This window comes from Hahella chejuensis KCTC 2396 (genome assembly GCF_000012985.1).
GTDB lineage: Bacteria > Pseudomonadota > Gammaproteobacteria > Pseudomonadales > Oleiphilaceae > Hahella > Hahella chejuensis.
This window is the reverse complement of the sequence record NC_007645.1, coordinates 4271755-4291981: the sequence shown is the minus strand read 5'-3', so window position 1 is coordinate 4291981 and position 20227 is coordinate 4271755. Positions and strand designations below refer to the sequence as shown.

Below are 20227 nucleotides of genomic sequence, written 5' to 3'. Positions count from 1 at the left end.
TGAATAGAATTGCGCGGAATCTGATCAGTCATGATCAGCCCGCGCATTTTTTATTCTCAGAAATTCAGAGGCAGTACCATGGAAAACCCGTATCAGGCGCCGCAGGCCGAGCTGGATACGCACGGCGAATCTTCAACTCCCTTTTTCACCACATCAATTACCAAGCTGATTGTCTTATACATTGCTACGCTGGGTTTTTATCGCCTCTACTGGTTTTACAAACACTGGAAAGCGCTGCAGGTTCACGAAGGTCTTAAAGTAGCGCCGGTATGGCGCTCCATCTTTAATATCTTCTTCACGCACTCTCTTTTCAAACATATCGCCAACCGTCATCAGGAACAGGGCCTGGGAGGCTGGGGCGCTCACGCCGTGCTGGCGACCTTGTATGTGCTGATGACGGTTGGGGGCGAGCTCATCGCCCGTATGCCGACGAGCGATGTTTTTGGCGTTTGGGATATTGTGCTGCTTGCGACGTCTATCATCCCTCTTTACACGCTGTACGAGGCGCAAACACATGCAAACCGCGTCAATCAGGACCCTGACGGGGAGAGCAACAGTCGCTTCAGCCCCTGGAATATTCTGTTTATCCTTCTCGGCATCGCTATCTGGGGCGTGGTCGTGTTAGGCGTGCTAGCGCAATACACCGCCATTCTGGACTGATAATTCCACACACCTCCCCGGGAGTCATGATTCGTGACTCCCCAATATCCCCCTCAAATTCCCCCTCTAAAACCAACTCGGACGGATGCTCGCTCACGTAGTCACGACTAATGTAAATCCGTGGATGCGCTCTGCTGTCGAGTCGCAGCAGGCTATCCATGCAAGGAGTTAACAATAATAAGCTTGCGGGAGAGCTGACATGGTCATGGATAACGTGAACAACAAGAATGGCGATAACAGGCTGGGCGAGGGCATGAAGCGATTTATTTTTGCTTCAGTCTGCGCGGGAGCGCTTTGCGCCGCCGGTAATGGCTATGGCGAAGTGAATCGTCATGCCTCGGTAATGGTGCATTTATTCGAATGGAGCTGGGAGGATATTGCGCAGGAATGTGAGCAGTATCTGGGACCCAAAGGATTTACGGCAGTGCAGGTGTCGCCGCCGCAGGCCCACATCGGGGGCGCGCAATGGTGGACCCGCTATCAGCCTGTCAGCTATGTGTTGAACAGTCGTAGCGGCGACCGGGAGCGTTTCCAGAACATGACGCAACGGTGCGCGGCGGCGGGGGTGGATGTGTATGCGGATCTGGTGATCAATCATATGGCGTCCACCGGGTTCGACTTTCCTGACGTCCCCTATGGCGTCAATGACTTCCATAACTGGAACTGCGGCGGCATCAACTATGGCGACGCCAATCAGGTCTGGAATTGCGATCTGGTGGGTTTGAAAGATTTAAAGACAGAGAGCGATTATGTGCGCGGAAAAATTGCGGATTACATCAACGACCTGATGAGGCTGGGCGTGAAAGGCTTTCGTATCGACGCCGCCAAGCACATGCCGCCTGCGGATATAGAGAATATCGTCGGTCGCGTTCAAGGCTCTCCCTATATCTTTCAGGAAGTGATCCGGGCGTCTGGAGAGGCGGTGCAACCGGAGATGTACACCCATATCGCCGATGTCACCGAGTTTCAAATGGAGCGGGATCTGGCCTGGCATTTTCGCAATGGGCGCATGGCGAATCTGATTGATTTCTCTCAATGGGACGGTCGCGTGGCCAGCAGCGACGCCATGGTGTTCGTCGCCAATCATGACGACCAACGCCAGCACCCGGAATGGGCGCTGACCTGGAATGATCCTCAGGGCATGTACTATCTCGCGCATATTTTCATGCTCGCTTACCCCTACGGTTATCCCAGAGTGATGTCCAGTTATTACTTCAATAATCATGATCAGGGGCCACCCAACTCAGGGCCGCACACCGCCGGCGCCTGCGGTGTGGACTGGGTATGCGAACACCGCTGGGGCGGGATCGGCAATATGGCGAAATTCCGCCAGGCCACCGCCGCCAACGCTTATATCTCTAATGTGTCCCGCGACGGCGACAATCGACTGGCGTTTGGGCGCGGCGGACTTGGCTTTGTGGCGCTGAACAATGACACTGGAGCTTGGAGCGCCTCGCTGGATACCGGTTTGCCGGCGGGAGAATACTGCGACATTCTGCATGGCGATTACGTCAAAGGCGTCTGCACCGGACCTACCGTCTTTGTAGACAGTGCGGGCTATGCGTCCGTCAATGTCGCCGGCCGCGACGCCATGGCGATGCATGTGGAGGCGAGAGTGGCGGATTGCCCGCAGTGTCAGTCACAAAGGGTGGATGTCTCTTTTACCTGCGATAACGGCCAAACCCAATGGGGACAAAGCGTTTATGCTGTTGGCGACCTCCCCGAACTGGGCGGCTGGAGCCCGGCAGGCGCAGTTAAACTGGAGCCCACCGCCTATCCCGTGTGGAGCGGCGTCATCTCTGTACCCATGGGAACACAGATCGAATGGAAATGCCTGAAACGGGATGAAAACAATCCGGGGGCGGGAATTGAGTGGCAGCCCGGAAGCAATACGGTATTCAACAGTGACCTGATCAACGCCACTCGCGGCGGCTGGTGATTGGAAACGTCCTGATTAATAACTATTCCCTGAATGCGCGATGAGTCATGCTGAACAAGAAAAAATTCCTCACTGAGTTGGCGTTGAAAAATGCGGCGTTATTGCTGGTTATTGCGCCAGCGATGATTCTGTTCACCCTGGATAGCATGCAGCATATGGAGGCGGGCAATCAGTCCGCCATTCTGGCTGTCATCGGCTTGTTGATGGCGTCGGCGATAGTGGGCATATTCGAGACCACTTACCAGAAATCCGTATTGGAAAAGCCGCTGCAACGTTGGCTGGCGCACTTGACCAAGGCGTTACTGTATCTTGGCGTGACGGAGCTGATGGCCATCGCGATCGCTGCGGTAGGCACGACCTATCCTTTCTGGGACGACCCTTTGATCTGGGCGCTGTCGCCGATTTATCTGGCTTTGTATCTGTATGACTGCTGGGATGGCCTGATCGCGGCTGATAATCTGTCCTGATCATCACGTCGGGCCAGGGCAACAGGCCCAACAAATTGAGTTTATTCCGGCAGCAGGATGCGCACAGATTTGGAAGGCAGAGGAAGCGTCAACGTATGTTCATCCGTGATGAAAATATCCCCGCGGCACAGTTCCCGCCAACGGCTTCCCGGCGCGCCCAACAATCGCGTATCCAGGAGCGCTGTAGCTGCGTCGCCCCGATTGGCGGCAATGATGACTGCGCCTTCCCGGGCTGTTCTGGCGAAGCAATAACTGTTCGTATCCGCCCACAGATCAATGTGTCCTCCCCGACACAGAGCCGGCGTGTTTTTACGCAGTGCGATCAGGGTCTTACACCAGCTCAGAATGTCCATATCCCAATGTTCCCGATCCCAGGGAAAGGGGCGTCGACAGTCCGGATCTCCGCCGCCGGGCAGCCCGATTTCATCGCCGTAATACAGACAAGGCGCGCCGCTGTAAGTGAACAGCAGACCCAACGCTAGCTTGTACAGGTCGCGATCCCCTTGCAGTAGCGTAAGAAAGCGGGGCGTGTCATGAGTGTCCAGCAAGTTAAGCTGGCTCAATTGAATCGGGCAGGGAACCGCCGCGCGCGCCTCCGCCAGCCAGGCGGCGAACTCGCGTCCGTCAATGTCCCCCGGTTGTCCGGAGATATCCAGGCCAGCCAGCCAGGCGCGCAGAGGGTGGGCGAAGCCGTAGTAATTCATTGCGCCATCTTCCTGATCGCCTTGCAGCCATTCCGTCGCCTCGAAGAAATGCTCGCCCAGCAGATAAGCCTGCGGCGCCTCTTGTTTGACGCTGTCACGCATGCCGCGCATATGCGTAGCGTTATTGTGTGCGCTGGGACCGTCGCCCAGCATATGCACGGCGTCGAGACGCCAGCCGTCGATGGCGTAGGGCGGTCGCAGCCAGTGGCGAAGAATGGCGTTGTCGCCCGCGTACATGCTGGCCGCCACTTCGGGATTGGCGTAATTCAACTTGGGCAGACTGTCGATGCCTTTCCAGGCGGCGTAGCGACCTTCCGGGTCAAAGTTATAGAACGCGCGGTAACGTTCATCGCCGGCCTGCGCCTGCTGAAACCAGGAGTGATGGACGGAGGTATGGTTGACGACGGCGTCGAGGATCAGGCGCATTCCCCGCGTTTGGGTCGCTTCCCGCAGACGTAGCAGGGCGGCTTCGCCCCCCAAACGCGGCTCTACTTGCCGATAGTCATCGGTGTCGTAACGATGGTTGCTGTGCGAGGCGAAAATGGGGTTGAGATAAATCGCGGTGACGCCTAGTTCATCGTGCAAATACGGTAATGCGTCAACAACGCCGTTCAAATCGCCGCCGAAGAACTCCGACGATCCTCTGGACGGATCAGGGGTGGCGTCCCAGTTGCTGAGAGGAGTCCGTTCTTCATGTTCGCTATGTTGTTTGGCGATGGATGAGGAAAAGCTGTCGCCTATGCGAAAGCGGTCTGGGAATATCTGATAGAACACCTGATCCCATACCCATTCCGGCGTCTGCAGCGCCCGCACATGCTTGAAGTGACAGGCGCGGGAGCGAATACGGGGATGTACGCCGCCGGCGTCGAGACAGAATTGCTTCACACCACAGATAAACTTGAACAGGTAATAAGTGGTTGGCGCGCCGGGGTTGACGGGAATCTCGATAAGCCAGCGCTGCGTCCCGTCGGCTGACGCCTGCGGCTCTAACGCAGTCAAATACTCTTCATTGTCCAACTCATAACGAATCCAGGCGCTATCGATACAGACATCGGATGCAGTTTGTACGCGGAGGCGAATTTCGCTGTCAGTCAGCCGCTCGACATCGGTGAGAGGGTGGTGATGGGCGATAAAAGCGGTCTGCATCGTAGCGTTCTCCGGCGTTAAAAATTAGTCGGGCTTTGTGAAGGCGTTCTGGTTATGCTAGTGACGTAATGCGCGCTTGGCATCAGCCGGCGACATGCGTGTTCTACGCCCCCCAAGAGAAGGACTCGCCAAAGGCCGGGTATGAATCAACGTGCGCAGCGTTGGCTGCAACTGATCAACGACGCCAGAGCGCAAAGCCGTTATTGCGGCGAGGCGTTTTGCCAGATTGCGTCGCCATTGTTGTGGAATGAGCGCCTGGCGCTGGCGGCTGAAGAACATAGCTGGGATATGGCGCAGAACGGCTTTTTCGATCACATTGGCGGCGACGGCTGGCCGGTGGGAGAGCGGGCGACGCGCAACGGCTATAGGTGGTCGCGGGTGGCGGAGAATATCTCCTATGGCTCCAATTCCGTAGAAGAGGTTGTCGTTGGCTGGTTGGGCAGTCCGGGTCATTGCGGCAATATCATGGCGCTGGAATATACTGATATGGGAATGGCGTGCGCTTGCAGTGTGGCGGCGCCGGCAAGCGTTTATTGGACGCTGGTGTTGGCGCGTCCGCTGCCGCTGAATTGACGGGCGCGCAAATCAGTCACTGACGTTAGAGTATGAATAGCGGGTCGATATGAATATAGCCATTGTTACATGTGACGGATTCAATGAGATGGATTCCTTTATGGCGCTTACCCTCCTGAATCGGGTGAAGCAGCCGGGATGGCGAGCGGAGTTGGCCTGTCCGTCCATGCACGCCCTGTCAATGAACGGGGTGAAAATCACCGCGCAGCGCCCTTTGATGTTCGCCAGCGAGGCGGATGTGGTGCTGTTCGGCAGTGGCGCGCAAACCCGTGATCATGTGAAGAATGACAGTATTATGTCGGCGTTTCATCTCGACCCGGAGCTCCAGTTGATCGGCTCGCAGTGTTCCGGCGCTCTGTTTCTGCAGAGTTTGGGGTTGCTGAACAATGCCCCCGTGTGTACGGACGCGACGACCGGGCCTTTGTTGCAAGGCCTGGGCGTACAGGTGTTGGAAGGCCCTTTCCACGCCAGCGGCAATGTGGCTACCGCCGGCGGTTGTTTGTCCGCTACTTATCTGGCCATGTGGGTGGTCTGGCGCAGTCTGGGGGAAGAAGCGGCCAGGGACGTCATCGCTTACGCCGCGCCAGTGGGACAAAAGGAACTGTACGTGGACATGGCGGCGCAGGCAATTTCCGCATTCATCTGATTTCCATGTGGAATAGGTTATAGTGCGCGCTGGGGTGAATAAGGCGTTTCCGGCTTTCATCCATAAAACCCACGCGTCGAGGCAGGCTGAGGCGCGGCGAAAAACGGTCGTTATTGGGCGACTCCCTGGCATTAAACGCGTTTAAATCAGAGTCATGTATTCGTTAGTCAGATCCAGCAGTGTGTTGATTCTCCTTGCAGCCTTGTGCAGCGGGTGTGCGAGCCAATTCAAGCCGCAAAACGAACCGATTAAATCCTACAACCGCGATCACGCCTATCGTTTCCGCACTTACCAACAGGATAACGACTTGGGGGAAACCCTTCTGATTCTGGCGTTCTCCGGCGGGGGAACGCGGGCTTCTGCGTTGTCCTACGGGGTCATGGAGGAGTTGAAGGATACCCGCATTGAAATAGAGGGCGTCAAAACCCGTTTGCTGGACGAAGTGGATTACATCTCCGCCGTGTCGGGAGGCAGTTTCACAGCTGCTTATTATGGCTTGTTTGGCGACAAGCTGTTTTCGGACTATGAGAAAGTGTTTCTCCGTCAGAGCGTGCAGGGCGCATTGCTTTGGCAGCTGCTGAGCCCGGGCTATTGGTGGCGCTCGCTGTTCACCCGCTTTGACCGTACGGAAATGGCGGTCGAGTACTATGACAATTACATATTCAAGGGCAAAACATTTGGCGATATTCCACTGAGCCGTCGTCCCTTTATCAATATCAACGCCACGGACTTGAGCCAGGGAAATCGCTTCTCCTTTGATCAGGACACCTTTGATCTGCTGTGTTCGGACCTGGACACGTTCAATGTGGCCCGGGCGGTGACGGCGTCATCGGCGGTGCCGGTGGCGTTTCCTTCTATTGTGTTAAAAAACCACGGCGGCGGCTGCGACCTGAGCGAATCCGCTATGTTCCGCATGTTGAATGAATCCAAACCGTTGGATATCCGCCAACGGGAGCTGGTCAGTGGTCTGCTGTCCTATAACGACAGCAAGCAGCACCCCTATATTCATCTGGTGGACGGCGGTATTTCAGATAATCTGGGCCTGCGAGGCGTGATTGACGGCCTGCAATTGGCTGAACTGGAAAACGTCGCGCAGGATCAAACCAAGAAAGTGAAGCGAGTGGCGGTGATTTTGGTGAACGCGGAAGTCAGGCCGAAGCGGGGCATTGACGAAAGTCCTAACAAGCCGTCCATCACGGATACCATCGACGCCGTCACCAATGCGCAAATACAGCGATACAACGTCGAGTCGCGGGCGATTCTGCAGGACCAGGACGACCGCATTGTCAGAGGGTTTCAACGCTTCGGGCGAATTCCTTATTACTTTATTGAAGTCAATTTCCAGTCCTTCTCGTCACCGTCGCTGAAAGAATTTTTCAACGCACTGCCGACCTCACTGGAACTCAGTAATCGGGAAATCGACACCCTGATTCAGGCGGGGCGCTCGTTATTGCGCAATTCCGAGGAATACTCGGAGTTTCTGGAGAACTTTACGACGGAAATGCCGGACGGACACATTGAAATCAGGATCGATGATTTAACTGATGAAGATGAGTGATTCTATTCAGTAATGATAAAAAGTATCTTGTTCCTGATGCTCTGTATCCTGATATCCGCATTAGCGTGGGGATTCTTTCACTTACTGGGCCAGTACGCCTTTCCCGTCATGTCGGTAATGACTTTGGTGGGCTTACTGGCGCATAGAAGAAAAAGAGCGAAAGCCGCAGAAAATTCTCCTCAATAACACTCCACGTCATCCATCGGACTTTGTTTATGACGCAGCGCATCGTTGTACACGATGGCGTTGCTTGCGCCAGTCTTCGCTTGGTATAGCGCTTGATCCGCGCTCTCTATCAGCAATGGCGCAGAATAATCCGGGTCTACCCTTGTAAAGCCGATGCTGACATTGATTTTGCCGGCGGGGAAAGGGTGTGAGGCCACGTCTTTGCGGAACCGCTCCAAGGAGGTCTCCACGCCATCTTTGTCGGTCTGATTCACGATGACGACAAACTCTTCTCCATCAAAGCGAAATAACAGGTCAGAGGAGCGGAAGCCTTTCTTTAACAGGGCGGACACGTGCAACAGCGTTTCCTCGCCATCATCGTCGTGGGAGAACGAAGCATGATCGATATCCAACAGAGCGAGCCAGGAAGACTGAGTTTCTTTCTCAGGTTGCTTCAGGTGGTAAAAATCGACGACTTGTTCCAACACTCTGTCCATTGAGTCCCGGTTCAGCAAGCGGGTGAGCGGATCTCTTTCTCTGGCGTCCAGTAAGGCCACCTGATTGCTGTAGACGCCGAACAAGCCTCTGATCACCTCGAAATCATGGGCGCTGACCGCGCCCTTAATCAGGACAATACGGCGGGGCTCCATGGCGCCGGCGACATCGTAATAAATAACCGGCGCAACGCTTCCAACCCAATACCCCACGCCGCCTTGAGACTCGGCGACTAGTTTCCGCAATACGTCGGCGTTTTGATTGTCGAAATCATCGTTGGAGATAAGTGGAAAGCGCCGAACCAGGGTGTCTCTTTGATTTTCGCCGCCAGTGCCGGCGGCGGGCGTGGCGCTGAATATTTCATAAGCAGAAACTTCGTCAACGCCTTCAATACTACGTAAGAAACTGATCAGGTTCTGCGTTAAATCGTGATAAGACTGGTTTTGCAACAACTCAGCAGAAAGCTGAAACGCTTTCTGCAAATCCTCTGTCGACATGGCGGCGTCCTATCCGTCCGGGAATGAACTTTTTAAGAATAGATGTAATCCCGGTACGGCGCTATTAAAATTTCCGGTTCCGATTTATGGATAGACGCCCTGGAAGAAGTCTTAAAGCGCCTTGAACGCTCTGACGCATCAGGCATAGCCAATAATTGGAGAAGACAGCTGCAAGCGCTGATGCGCAGCGTTCCTCCAGAGCGAACATAAAGACGTTGCCCGGCGCCCAATTCCGATATCGCAATCTTTACAATATCTCTACGCTGGAAGTGCTAGGATTAATAGCGTTCAACTTAATATAGCGTTAGCGAATGCTATTTAAAGAAGGTGGTCTGGATGGCAATGGATACCGAAACCTTCGCAGCCATTTTGGCGAATATGCGGGAACGTTTTCTGCAGGAGCTGGATGAACGTTGCAATAAGCTTGAAGAGTTGATTTTGTCGCTGGAAAGAGATGGCGCGAATAAGGAAGTGTTCAATGAACTCTATCGCGGCATCCACAATGTCAAAGGGGCGGGAGGCACGCATGGCCTGAATGTGGTGACCACCATTTGCCATCAATTGGAAAGCTTTCTTGCTGAACTGGGCGCCAACGCCACCTTGGACGCCAGTTCCGCCAACAATGCGCTGGCTTACCTTGATTTGTTGCGTCGCGTCAGCGTTGTTCACCGCAGCGAGCTCATGCAGCAGTCGGATATCGAAAGCGAGCTGGAGCGTTTGAACCAGAGGGTGCTGGAAAAACGCAAATCCGGTCTACTGGCTGAATCTTCCCAAACACTGGCAAGTTACTATCAACAAGCGCTGGAGCCTCTTCCGGTACGCCTGGTGTGGGAGCACAACGGCTTGAGCGCACTGGGACGCCTGCTACGGGAACATTTCGACTTCATTATCGCCGGCGGCGAACTCAAAGAACTCAACAGCCTTGCCGTCGTCGCCGCCTTACGCGCATCGCAAACCCGCAACCACAAAATCCCCGCCATCCTCATCACCAGCCGCCAGGGCCTCAAAACGGAAGAAACCCAATTCGACGCCATCCTCTCCAAAAATAAAGAACTGCCGGAGACATTATTGGCGGCGGTGCGGAAGGCGTTGTCGTTGTGATTTTACGAACTGGAATTAGCCGCCCGGGCAGTTTAGCAACGCGATGGAGATAGGCTGGTGGTTATCGAGCGCTTGGACGTCTGTTCTAAACTGTTCCTTTCCGAACACCGTTTCAGACCCGCCACATTGAGCCTTCACAGTAAATTTCCCCTGACTGAATCCTAAATAGGACTCTTCTGTAATCTGGTAACTAATACTACCGCCAGCCTCCACTGATACCCGAGGAAACTTAAATCTGTAAGGGCTATCCGGCGTACTTCGAATTTCCAGAATGGTCAGCGGCAGGGCTGATGGGTTGCTTATTTCAATCGTTTCTGAAAGTGGAATGTCGATATTTGGTCGTTGGTAGTTGCAGCATCCTGACAGGGTAATGGTCGTAATGAAGAATAAGGCAGTGTTGGTCGGTTTCATATTTACTTAAACGCGTCGCAGTTATCAATGACGATTAATAGCCGATACACTGGCTTAGTTGAAGCTTCTACCCGGAATCGGCTCCCAGGAACCTGACTGTTATCAAACTCGCCACATGCGCCGCTAACAAAATATTGGTCAGACGCAATGGCGTCAAAGCTGTTTACGGCGACATTTGCAGTCTCAGACAGCTCTCCTGGGCTTAAGAACATGCTTCTGGTCGTAAAACCTGCGACTCTGGTATCAAAGTTATAGACGGTTCTGATATATACGTCTTGGTCTGTTTGGTTTTTGACGACCAGATCCACAGGAACAAAGCTGTTGTATTGATACGGGCCATCAAGACAACAGCCGCCGAGGATAATAGGTAAGAGTAAGAGAAAACCCCTGCTCACTCACCCTCCGTGGCGCATTGACTGAACTCTATCTCCACACTTTGTAAGGCGGCGGTATCATCGGAGGTAACTGATACAGACTCTTTTCCAAAATATCTTTCCGCCATTGAGCATTGATAGCTAACTTCGAAATCCCCATCTTTGACGAGTGAATATGTCTTCTCCGACACTGGGAACGAAACTGTCTTTCCTGAGGCCAATTGAGTCGGTGGGAAGGAAAAAATACGCTGCTTACCTTCCTTTGATTGCAGCTTTTTGATGACCAGAGAACTATCAGACATGTTTCTCAATTTAAGCTCAGCTGTTAAAGGGATTTCGACCTCCGGAATATAAGTTGTGCAGCAACCTGTGATACCTGTCGATAAAAGAAAAATCAGGCTTATTACCGAGGTTTTCATGTCGCTTCCTTATAAATTTTCCTGTGGGTGAAAATAGCTGCAATCGTCAATGATTATTGTGGCTAGCCAGTATCCTTCAGATCTCTCAAGTCTAAAGTTTTCACCAGGAGATAACTGGCTCTCTGAGCCCTCGCATGCGCCAACGAAATAAAACTTCCTATCGACGATAGCATCAAAGGATGAAATGGTCATTTGTAATACTTCTGAATCTTCACTCGGATGGAGGCGAAAGTTTCTCATAAAAAATGCAGCATTAGCCTCTGGTGTGGCATAGAATTCTTCTATATTAATAGTGTTGTTTGTGTTGTTTTTTATAATGATATTGGTTGGAACTACTCCCCTGATCGAGTAGGAGTAGTCGAAGCAGCAACCGGTTGAAATGGTTAATAGTACGATAATTATTAAAAGCTTTTTCATGATAAATATTTTTTGAAGTCATCCATGTTTGTCTTTACATGTCGATTTCAGTAGGTTTTAGACTACAAAATGGCTTAGTAACCCCGTATGATGCAATGAAAGTTATCGAGATACTCACTTTCCTTCATACTGATCAGATGGATTAGAGTTTAGGTAGCTGCAATCATCAATGATTATTGTGGCCAGCCAGTATTTTTCTGATTGCTCAAGCCTGAAATTTTCGCCAGGCGCCAGCTTTTTCTCTGCGCTTCCGCAAGCGCCTACGATGTAAAACTTCTTCGCCATAATGGCGTCATAGGAAGTGACCGTCATTTGTATTATTTTTGACTCTTCGCCGGGAGATAAAGTCATACTTCCAACTGAAAAAGCGGCATCTGCATCTTCTGACGCAAAAAAGCTATTGATATATACCTTGTTATTTGTGCTGTTTTTAATTGTTACGTTAGCAGGGAATAAGCCGCTATGTATGTATGATTCGCCAGTGCAGCAGCCAAACAAAGCGATGGGGAACATACTGATTAGAGCTAATTTTCTCATTTTGAAAATGACTCGCAGCTATCTATTACGACCAGTGCATATTCCTTCTCAGCTGACGCTTCGACTCTGAAACGATTCCCTGGCGCTTCATCATTGTCAAATTCGCCACAAGATCCGCTTATGAAAAAGTACTGATCCGAAATGGCCTCGTAACCTCGCCTGGTGATATTGATAGTATCCGTTTCTTCATTTGGGCGAAGGGATTGTCCAGGTATGGAAAAACCTGCGACTTCGGTGTCGAAGTTATATAGAAGTTTTATGTTGACTTTGTGATCAGTCTTGTTTTTTACGACTAAGTCTGCAGGGACAAAGCTGTCATGCTGAAGTTGGCCATCGAAGCAACATCCGTAGGCAGTCACGGAGTATAGAATAAAGAGAAATTTTTTCATGGCGGCGCTTGATAGGAAGAGTCGCGATCTATTGCTGTTTTATATTGATATAAAATTATACAAATACATTCTGATTATGGACTTCCAACTATAGGGCGTTTCAGTGCGGTATTTTCAGACTACAAAAATTGGTTAGCTAAAAGAATAGAGCGTAGAGACTAGCCTGAAAAATCGGAAACAAGGGACAAGGGACAAGGGACTTGCACAGCCCCTCGCACTTATTAATTGCTCAACTGTTTAGTAAAGGCTTTATACCCGCTCCACCTCTACACCGATACCCATATGGTCGGTGATGGCCACTGCTTCCCAGCTTTGGTGGCTGGTGGGGGTGAATTGAGTGAGGTAGATCAGGCGATTGATCTTGACTGATTGGGTATTGTAAACAGCGACGTCGTATTTCTTGGTTCCCGTGCTGTTTGTTCCCTGAAATTCTCTATCGTGAGCGTCGAAGGGTTGTATCGATGAGCCTGTGTGGGCGTCGACGTTTTGAATATCGGGCCGGCGCTATTTTTCAGTGTGGCCCATTCTGCATGCTCGCTGTTCAATTCACCAAAAACCATCAGGTCGCAGCTCTTTCCGAAAGCTTGTCCCAAATGTTGATGATTCAGGCGCGCCTTGCCCTCCACCAGGCTCCGAAAGGAAGCGTTATCGTGTTGTCCTTTATTTTCCCTGCTGACGCCATGGTCGCTACTGGCGTTGGAGTTTAACGACTGATATGCAAAAACTGGCATGTCCTGTTACCACTTACTGTGTGCGTTTGAGATTGTTCGAAACAGTATGAAGGGCAGGGAGAGGCAATCTTTGGCGCGTACTCCGTTACACTTTATCCGTTTCTTATCAGTCGCCATTTATGCTTTTCAAGCGATTGATATGCAATGAAAAAATAACGAAAAACCGCTGTGCGTCACATAATAATTCGTTAGGCTTACGCCTGAGCGTTCAATCAGGCGTAAGCGACTTTTATTTCACCAGCGCCATAAGCTTTTTATCCAGCGTTTCGATGTAATCATAGCCGTATGCGCCTCTTTCCAAATTGCCGTAAAGCGACTGCGGAAGATTTTTGTCTACCTCTTTGGAGCACGCAGCGGCGGCCAGGGCGATAGTGGCGATGGTATCCGTATCTCCTGTATACGCGATGCATTTCAGCAAAATGGATTTGAGGTCGTTTTCCGTTATGACTGCCGTAATGGCGGCGCGGGTGGAATCCACGCCCAAGGCGCCGACTTTACCTTTCCAGGGAGAATTCCAGTCGCCGGGGACTTTGGAGGCGATGTATTCGCCAAGGTCCTGTTTCGGGCCGAGGTCGTAAATGAAATAGTGCGTCATCAATGCGGCGGCGAGGGCGGCGTTTACGCCGAGCGGCGTGTTATGGGTGACTTTCGCCTGAAGGGCGCTGTATTCGATAACCTGCCTCTCATCCGCGATGACGCCGATGGGGCTGGCGCGCATTGCGGCGCCGCTTTTCTCGCTGTCGGGCCTGATGCGGGCCAGAAATTCCTCCGCCGTGTCTACGCTACACAGAAAATCATAAAAGCCTTTGGCGTAGCCTTCTCTCTGGTCACGTTTGAAAGCGTTGAGGAAGTAGCCCGCCAGGATGTCCTCGCTCCAATGTGATTCTGTAACCAATACTTCCGCCACCGCGATGGCCATCTGAGCGTCGTCGGTGTATTGGCCGGGCAGAATGCTGGTGTGTCTGGGGTGCTGGAAATAGCGCTCGCCCCTGTTGTTTTCCCGTACGATTTGGTTGGACGCGTATTCAAATCCGGCGCCGTAGGCGTCGCCGATAGCGAGTTCTAATAACATGTTGAATCCTTCTGCATAAGCGAAAAAATCTGATTGGCCGCCGCAACGATGTGTTTGATCGGCTTGACCGGGGTCGCCATGGGCGCTGCGGCGTCCACGCCGGTGTTAACCGGCCGTTAACCCAATACCCGATAGGATGTCGCCATTGTTGGTATCAAACTTATCGGGGTCGATGAAATTGTCCGTAGTACTTCATTTCAAACGATGCATTATTCCTGTTTTGCTGTTGTCGCTGACGGCATGCAGTCTGGCGCCGGCTAAACAGGCTGGCGAGCTGGAAAATATGGAAGCGCCCGCAGCCTGGGAACACGCCCTGGGTGAGGGCGTTGCGCTGGAGAGTCTGACAGATCTGATTGCCGACGGGCAATTACAAAGCCTGTTACAGGAGGCCATGCAGGCTAATCCTGACCTGCGCCAGACCGCCTTACGCTTGCGTGAAAGCGGGTTGACTCTGAAAGCGCAGAACGCCTCGCAATTGCCGGAAGTGTCCGCCAGCGCCAAGGGCGAGCGTTCCGGCAGCGAAGAGGCGGGCTCCCATAACGCCTATACAGCGGGCTTGAATCTGTCCTGGGAGCTGGATATCTGGGGTCGTCTCAGCGACCAAAGCGACGCCGCCGGAGAAGACTATATCGCGGTAGAAGAAGACTTGAACGCGGCTAAAGCCTCCCTGGCGGCGCAGGTGATGCAAACCTGGATTGCCTTGTCCGCTGATCAAAGCCGGTTGGATATTCAACAAGCGCGCATCGACAGTCTGCAACTCACCGAAACCACCATCCTGGAGCGTTTTCAGAGCGGACTTGGCGACCTTGCCGATCTGGATGCGGCGCGCTTGTCCACCGCCAACGCCAAAGCTCAGCTGGAGCAATTGCAGCAAACCTTTCATGACCGTCTGCGCACGCTGAATGTGCTTTTGGGAAGATTGCCGCAGGCAGAAATACTTACTGCGGAAATCCTGCCGGATGTGGCGCTGCCGCATGCGAATACCCCCCTGCAAGTGATCGGCGCCAGGCCGGACCTGAAAGCCGCCTATCGCCGCATTCGCGCAGAGGACGCTCGCACCAACGCGGCCTACAAGAATCTGTTGCCGGGGTTTTCATTGTCCGCCTCGTTATCCGACAGCGGTGAGCGCGTGAGCGATCTGTTCAGACAAAGTCCGGCCTGGAGCCTGCTGGGATCGATGACTGCGCCGCTGTTCAACGGCGGAAAAATCAAAGCCAATGCGGACACGCAGGCCAGCGTGGCGGAGCGGGCCTGGTGGAGCTACCGGGAAACCCTGCTGAACGCGCTCAACGAGGTGGAAAGCGGACTGGAAAGCGAGCGCCGCCTCAGCGCGCAGCAGGTTCACTACCAAAGCGCCAGAGAGCACGCCGAGTCCAGCCTAAATCACTATCAGGAACTGTACTCCCAGGGCTTGGCCGACATCACTGATCTACTGCAAGCGCAGCGCAGCCTGTTCGACGCCCAGACCCAACTACTGGAAACGCGCCGCGACCATATGAGCAACCGTATTACATTGGGCCTGGCCCTTGGATTGACACTATGAACGCCATTGTAAAACCCACCTCCGACGCCTCTACCACCCAGTCACAAAATAGCGACGTCAAAGCCCGTCGCGGCAAGAAAATCTGGGTGTCCCTACTGGCGCTGACCACGATCCCCTTGGCGCTTTGGGCGACCGCCTACGCCATCAACAATAAGCCGGCGCCGATGCAAAGCGAGAAGCACCAAAGTTTGCCCGCGGTGACGGTGATCGACAGCACTCCTGGCGCTTATCCCTACCAGCTCACGCTGAATGGAGAAGCGACGCCGGAGTATGAACTGAAGTTAAAAGCGGATGTGGCCGGCAAAGTAACCGAAGTGGGAAAAGTGTTCACCGCAGGAGCGCAAGTCACCAAAGGGGAATTACTGTTCGTTATCGACGCCACCGACTATCGCGCAGCGCTCGCCAGCGCCAGGCAGACGCTCGCCGAAGCCGACTACGCTTTGCAGCAGGAACAACGCGAAGCCGAGCAGGCGGAAAGAGACTGGAAACGTTCCGGCATTAAAACGCCTGCGTCGGATTTGACCTTGCGTAAACCGCAACTGGCCAGCGCCAAAGCCAAGTTTGAAGCGGCGCAGGCGGCGGTGGAGCAGGCGAGCAAAAATCTGGCGCGCACCCGGGTGATTGCGCCTTTCGATGGCGTTGTGGTCAGCCGTAGCGTGGCCCTGGGCGATTACGTCAACGTGGGCGCTGAAGCCGGGACGCTGTATTCCGTGGAAGCGGTTCAGGTGCGCTTGTCCCTGACCCAGCAACAATGGGGAAGGCTGCAACAGGATTTGCCGGAAACCGTCACTTTGCGTTCCATAGAGGATAGCGGCGCGACCTGGAGCGCTCAGGTAGTCGGCCTGGATAACTACATCGACACCTCCACCCGTTTGCGTGGGCTGCTGGTGGAAGTGCAGCGGCCCTTGCAACAGGAAACCGCGTTGCTGCCCGGCGCATTTGTGGAAGCTGAAATTCGCGGCGCGGATATGGCCGGTGTGTTGAAAGTGCCAGCGTCCGCGGTCACCGCAGGCGGGTACTTGTGGTATGTGGATCAGGACAATAAGTTGGCGCGGGAAACGCCGGAAATCCTGTTCGCCGGAGACGAATCCATCTACCTGAAAGCGGAAAGCGCCGCGGCCCTGGCGGTAGTGCGCAATCCGTTGGCGGGTTATGCGCCGGGAGCGCAAGTCCATCCGGTGCGGGAGGCGGCGCAATGAGCTCCAAACAGTTCAACGCTGGCGGCGGCTGGGTCGCCTGGTTTGTACGTAATCCCGTCGCCGCCAACTTATTGATGGCGGTGATTCTGTTGGCGGGCGTGGTGACTGCATTTGAATTGCGCAAGGAAGGTTTTCCTTCTTTTCCGCCGGATGAAGTCACTGTCAGCGTCAGCTACTCCAGCGGTTCCGCCAAAGCGGCGGAAGAGGGCGTCGCCATCAAGATCGAAGAGGCTTTGCAAAGCGTGCAGGGCATCAAACAGATCACCAGCCAGTCTTCCACTTCCTCCGTGACAGTGACCATTGAGAAAGAGAGCGACTACGACCTCGATAAGCTCAATCAGGACGTCAAAATCCGCGTGGACGCCATCAAGAACCTGCCGGAGGCGGCGGAAAAGCCCGTTATTAGCCAGGCGGAGCGTATTGATCATGCAATCTGGGCGCAGCTCTATGGCGACGCGGATCAGGATGTACTGCAGGATCTGGCGGATCAATTGAGGGATGAATTGCTCGCTGATTCTGAAATCAAACGGGTGACTACCTATGGCGACCGCACGCCGGAAATTACGGTGGAGGTCAGCGAAAGCCGTCTGCAATCTTACGGTTTGACCTTGGCGGATGTGTCCAATGCGATCAACGGCTCGTCGCTGATTCGCAGCGGCGGCGAACTGCGTAGCGCGGATGGCTATCTGGTCATCAAGGCGGACGATCAGAAATACCGCCGTCGCGACTTCGAAAGTATCGTAGTGAAAGAACTGACCAACGGCGCACGCGTCACTTTGGGAGACATCGCCGAGGTCAAAGACGCCTATGACGATACGCCGGTGCTGTCCCGTTTCAACGGCGAGCCTTCTATTGCGCTGAAAGTGGAGATGGTCGGCGATTCTGACATTATGAAAGTCTCAGAGCGGGCGGAGCAGATCACGGAAGCGTTTCGAGACACCCTGCCGGAAGGTGTTTCCACTGCGGCCTGGTATGACAAAAGCAGCGCCATCGCGGATCGCCTGAACCTGATGTACAAAAACAGCCTGCAGGGCATTCTGCTGGTGCTGGTTCTGCTGGCGTTGTTTCTGAACTTTCGTGTGGCCCTGTGGGTCGCCGCAGGCATTCCGATTTCCATTGCCGGCGCAGTATTTTTGATGGGAGACGGACTGTCCGCCATGACCATTAATTCACTCACCACTTTCGGCTTCATCATGGCGCTGGGCATTGTGGTGGATGACGCCGTGGTGATCGGCGAAAGCATTCACACCGAGCAAAGCCAGCGCGGCGCCAGTGTCGCCAGCACCATTCGCGGCGTGCAGCGCGTACTGGTTCCCGCCACCTTCGGCGTGTTAACCACGATCGTGGCGTTCGCCGGACTGCAACTGGTGGAAGGCAAGATGGGGCAACTGTTCGCCCAGTTCGGCATCGTGGTGATTTTCTGTCTGGTGTTTTCCCTGATCGAGTCCAAACTGATCCTGCCGGCTCACCTGGCGCATGTACGGGAAAAGAAACAGCAGGGGCGCAAGCATTTCGCCGCGCGCTGGCTGGAGGCGGTGCAGGAGAAAGTGCGTCTGGGTCTGGAGCGCTTCACCCATCGCTACTATCGCCGCGCTTTGCACGTACTGTTGGAATACCGTTACGCCACGCTGGCGGCGATGCTGGCGTTGTTCATCGTCGTGGCCGGATTGATTCCGTCCGGCGCGGTGCGCTTTGTATTTTTCCCCAATGTGCCCGGAGATGTCATCAACGTGCAATTGACCATGCAGGACGATGTCGGATACGGCCTGACCCAGCGCGAGGCGTTGCGCATTGAGCAGGCGGCGCAGGATTTGAACGCCGAGTTGATCGAGTCCAGGCGGATGGAAACGCCGATCATCGCCAATCTGCAGGTGCGAGTGGCGTCGGAAACCGACGTGTCCATTACCGCCGAATTGGCGGAGCAGAACCAGCGCGCTCTGACTATCGACGAAGTGGCGGCCCTGTGGCAGAAGAAAGTCGGCGCCGTGGAAGGCGCGCGGGCAGTGAAATTCATCACCGCATTTGATGGACCGGAAGATTTACGCGTTGAGCTGGCCTCCAACGATAACGAAACCCTGACGCTGGCTAATGACCGACTTCTCGCCGCATTGCAGGAGTATGCCGGGGTGGAGAATATGGAGAGCACCCTCAAAGTCGGTCAGCCGCAGATTACGCTGTCACTGACCGACTCCGGCCGCGCGCTGGGATTGACCACGGCGCAGTTGTCCGCGCAGGTGCAGCAGAACTTTCAGGGCTATGAAGCGCAGAGCTTTCAGCGCGGTAAAGACGAAGTGAAGGTGAAGATCCGTTATCCCTCCAGCGATCGCAGTCATGTGGATGACTTGGTCAACGCCCGCGTGCGCACTGACGACGGACGCGTGCTGCCGCTGTTGAGTGTGGCGAAACTGGAGTCGTCCTATGTCGCCAATGAAATCACCCGGGTGGACCGTAAACAGGTGGCGGTGGTGACGGCTGATGTAGACAAAAACATCACATCGCCTCAGGAGATTCTCACCGCGCTGCAGAACGGCGAGTTGCGCAAATTGCAGCTGGATTACCCAGGTTTGACAGTCAGCTTTGGCGGCGAAGCCACGGAGCAGGCGGAGACCAGCGCTTCCTTCATCAAGGCGTTCGCCCTGGCGTTATTCGGCATTTATGCGCTGTTGGCGATTCCGCTGCGCTCTTATGGCCAGCCCTTGATCATCATGATGGCGATCCCGTTTGGCGTGGTGGGTGCGATACTCGGTCACTGGATGGTGGGCATTTCCATGAGTCTGCTGTCCCTGTTCGGGGTGCTGGCGTTATCCGGCGTCGTAGTCAATGACAGCCTGTTGATCGTGGCCGAATTTAATGAAGGCCGCAAAAGCGGCATGGCGGTGAAAGAGGCAGTGAAGCACGCCTGCGCCAGTCGTCTGCGCGCCATTCTGTTGACCTCCAGCACCACCTTTGTGGGGCTGGCGCCGCTGATTTATGAAACCTCCGTGCAGGCGCAGTTTCTCATCCCGGCGGCAGTGGCGCTGGGATACGGTATACTTTTCGCAACGGTCATCACTTTGGTGTTGATACCGGTGTTGCTGGCCATCAGCGAAGACATGCGCAGCCTGTTTGGCGGGCGACGGGAAAATATGAGCGACAGGGGCGCAGACAGTTCGGCTCTGACTGCTCCCGATGCAGTGATTTAAGT

19 protein-coding genes are annotated in these 20227 nt (G+C 54.0%); 10 read left to right on the top strand and 9 right to left on the bottom strand.

Annotated features, from left to right (window positions below; genetic code table 11):
* Positions 1 to 78 precede the first annotated feature (78 nt).
* From HCH_RS18520 to HCH_RS18510, 3 genes are all read left to right on the top strand, one after another.
* Positions 79 to 660 carry a DUF4234 domain-containing protein gene (locus HCH_RS18520; protein ID WP_011397929.1) on the top strand — a complete coding sequence of 194 codons (582 nt, stop codon included), beginning with the start codon at positions 79 to 81 and terminating at the stop codon, positions 658 to 660.
* A 199-nt stretch (positions 661 to 859) separates the two neighbouring features.
* A complete protein-coding gene (locus HCH_RS18515; protein ID WP_011397928.1) occupies positions 860 to 2599 on the top strand; it encodes a carbohydrate-binding module family 20 domain-containing protein in 1740 nt (579 codons plus the stop codon).
* 47 nt (positions 2600 to 2646) lie between these two features.
* Positions 2647 to 3066 carry a hypothetical protein gene (locus tag HCH_RS18510; protein WP_011397927.1) on the top strand — a complete coding sequence of 140 codons (420 nt, stop codon included), beginning with the start codon at positions 2647 to 2649 and terminating at the stop codon, positions 3064 to 3066.
* Between the two features lie 41 nt (positions 3067 to 3107).
* Here HCH_RS18510 and malZ read toward each other — a convergent pair whose 3' ends face one another.
* On the bottom strand, positions 3108 to 4916 hold the full coding sequence (gene malZ / locus HCH_RS18505; RefSeq protein WP_011397926.1) for a maltodextrin glucosidase: 1809 nt from the start codon (positions 4914 to 4916) through the stop codon (positions 3108 to 3110).
* Positions 4917 to 5057: 141 nt separating this feature from the next.
* Between malZ and HCH_RS18500 the strand changes: the two genes are divergently transcribed.
* The 3 genes from HCH_RS18500 to HCH_RS18490 all read left to right on the top strand — a co-directional run bounded on the left by HCH_RS18500 (position 5058) and on the right by HCH_RS18490 (position 7693).
* Positions 5058 to 5489, top strand: a complete 432-nt coding sequence (locus tag HCH_RS18500) for a CAP domain-containing protein (RefSeq protein ID WP_011397925.1) — start codon at positions 5058 to 5060, stop codon at positions 5487 to 5489.
* A 100-nt stretch (positions 5490 to 5589) separates the two neighbouring features.
* Complete coding sequence (locus HCH_RS18495) at positions 5590 to 6135, top strand: AraC family transcriptional regulator (protein WP_238384914.1); 546 nt, start codon at positions 5590 to 5592, stop codon at positions 6133 to 6135.
* A 181-nt stretch (positions 6136 to 6316) separates the two neighbouring features.
* Positions 6317 to 7693 carry a patatin-like phospholipase family protein gene (locus tag HCH_RS18490; RefSeq protein WP_158304975.1) on the top strand — a complete coding sequence of 459 codons (1377 nt, stop codon included), beginning with the start codon at positions 6317 to 6319 and terminating at the stop codon, positions 7691 to 7693.
* A 179-nt stretch (positions 7694 to 7872) separates the two neighbouring features.
* Here the strand turns inward: HCH_RS18490 and HCH_RS18485 are convergent, their stop codons facing one another.
* The gene (locus HCH_RS18485; RefSeq protein WP_011397921.1) at positions 7873 to 8850 is read right to left on the bottom strand and encodes a GGDEF domain-containing protein; all 978 of its coding nucleotides are present in this window, start codon (positions 8848 to 8850) and stop codon (positions 7873 to 7875) included.
* A 336-nt stretch (positions 8851 to 9186) separates the two neighbouring features.
* On the opposite strand from HCH_RS18485, the gene HCH_RS18480 reads away from it, so the two are divergent.
* Positions 9187 to 9951, top strand: a complete 765-nt coding sequence (locus tag HCH_RS18480; protein WP_011397919.1) for an Hpt domain-containing protein — start codon at positions 9187 to 9189, stop codon at positions 9949 to 9951.
* Positions 9952 to 9966: 15 nt separating this feature from the next.
* Here HCH_RS18480 and HCH_RS18475 read toward each other — a convergent pair whose 3' ends face one another.
* The 7 genes from HCH_RS18475 to HCH_RS18445 all read right to left on the bottom strand — a co-directional run bounded on the left by HCH_RS18475 (position 9967) and on the right by HCH_RS18445 (position 14301).
* Positions 9967 to 10362 carry a hypothetical protein gene (locus HCH_RS18475; RefSeq protein WP_041598785.1) on the bottom strand — a complete coding sequence of 132 codons (396 nt, stop codon included), beginning with the start codon at positions 10360 to 10362 and terminating at the stop codon, positions 9967 to 9969.
* 2 nt (positions 10363 to 10364) lie between these two features.
* The gene (locus tag HCH_RS18470) at positions 10365 to 10757 is read right to left on the bottom strand and encodes a hypothetical protein (protein WP_011397918.1); all 393 of its coding nucleotides are present in this window, start codon (positions 10755 to 10757) and stop codon (positions 10365 to 10367) included.
* Complete coding sequence (locus HCH_RS18465) at positions 10754 to 11155, bottom strand: hypothetical protein (RefSeq protein ID WP_011397917.1); 402 nt, start codon at positions 11153 to 11155, stop codon at positions 10754 to 10756. Before HCH_RS18465 ends, HCH_RS18470 begins: the two co-directional genes overlap by 4 nt.
* Before the next feature lie 9 nt (positions 11156 to 11164).
* Complete coding sequence (locus HCH_RS18460) at positions 11165 to 11572, bottom strand: hypothetical protein (protein ID WP_041598784.1); 408 nt, start codon at positions 11570 to 11572, stop codon at positions 11165 to 11167.
* A gap of 114 nt (positions 11573 to 11686) precedes the next feature.
* The gene (locus HCH_RS18455; protein ID WP_011397916.1) at positions 11687 to 12109 is read right to left on the bottom strand and encodes a hypothetical protein; all 423 of its coding nucleotides are present in this window, start codon (positions 12107 to 12109) and stop codon (positions 11687 to 11689) included.
* Complete coding sequence (locus tag HCH_RS18450; RefSeq protein WP_041598782.1) at positions 12106 to 12498, bottom strand: hypothetical protein; 393 nt, start codon at positions 12496 to 12498, stop codon at positions 12106 to 12108. The genes HCH_RS18455 and HCH_RS18450 overlap by 4 nt, the downstream gene beginning before the upstream one ends.
* A gap of 960 nt (positions 12499 to 13458) precedes the next feature.
* Positions 13459 to 14301 (bottom strand): ADP-ribosylglycohydrolase family protein, encoded by an 843-nt coding sequence (locus tag HCH_RS18445; RefSeq protein ID WP_011397912.1) that lies wholly within the window; start codon positions 14299 to 14301, stop codon positions 13459 to 13461.
* A gap of 178 nt (positions 14302 to 14479) precedes the next feature.
* On the opposite strand from HCH_RS18445, the gene HCH_RS18440 reads away from it, so the two are divergent.
* Genes HCH_RS18440 through HCH_RS18430 form a run of 3 tightly spaced genes read left to right on the top strand, consistent with a single transcriptional unit; the run spans position 14480 to position 20225 of the window.
* Positions 14480 to 15844 (top strand): TolC family protein, encoded by a 1365-nt coding sequence (locus tag HCH_RS18440; protein ID WP_158304974.1) that lies wholly within the window; start codon positions 14480 to 14482, stop codon positions 15842 to 15844.
* Positions 15841 to 17043: an efflux RND transporter periplasmic adaptor subunit gene (locus tag HCH_RS18435; protein WP_011397909.1), complete on the top strand. Its 1203-nt coding sequence runs from the start codon at positions 15841 to 15843 to the stop codon at positions 17041 to 17043. The genes HCH_RS18440 and HCH_RS18435 overlap by 4 nt, the downstream gene beginning before the upstream one ends.
* On the top strand, positions 17040 to 20225 hold the full coding sequence (locus tag HCH_RS18430; RefSeq protein WP_011397908.1) for an efflux RND transporter permease subunit: 3186 nt from the start codon (positions 17040 to 17042) through the stop codon (positions 20223 to 20225). Before HCH_RS18435 ends, HCH_RS18430 begins: the two co-directional genes overlap by 4 nt.
* Positions 20226 to 20227 lie beyond the last annotated feature (2 nt).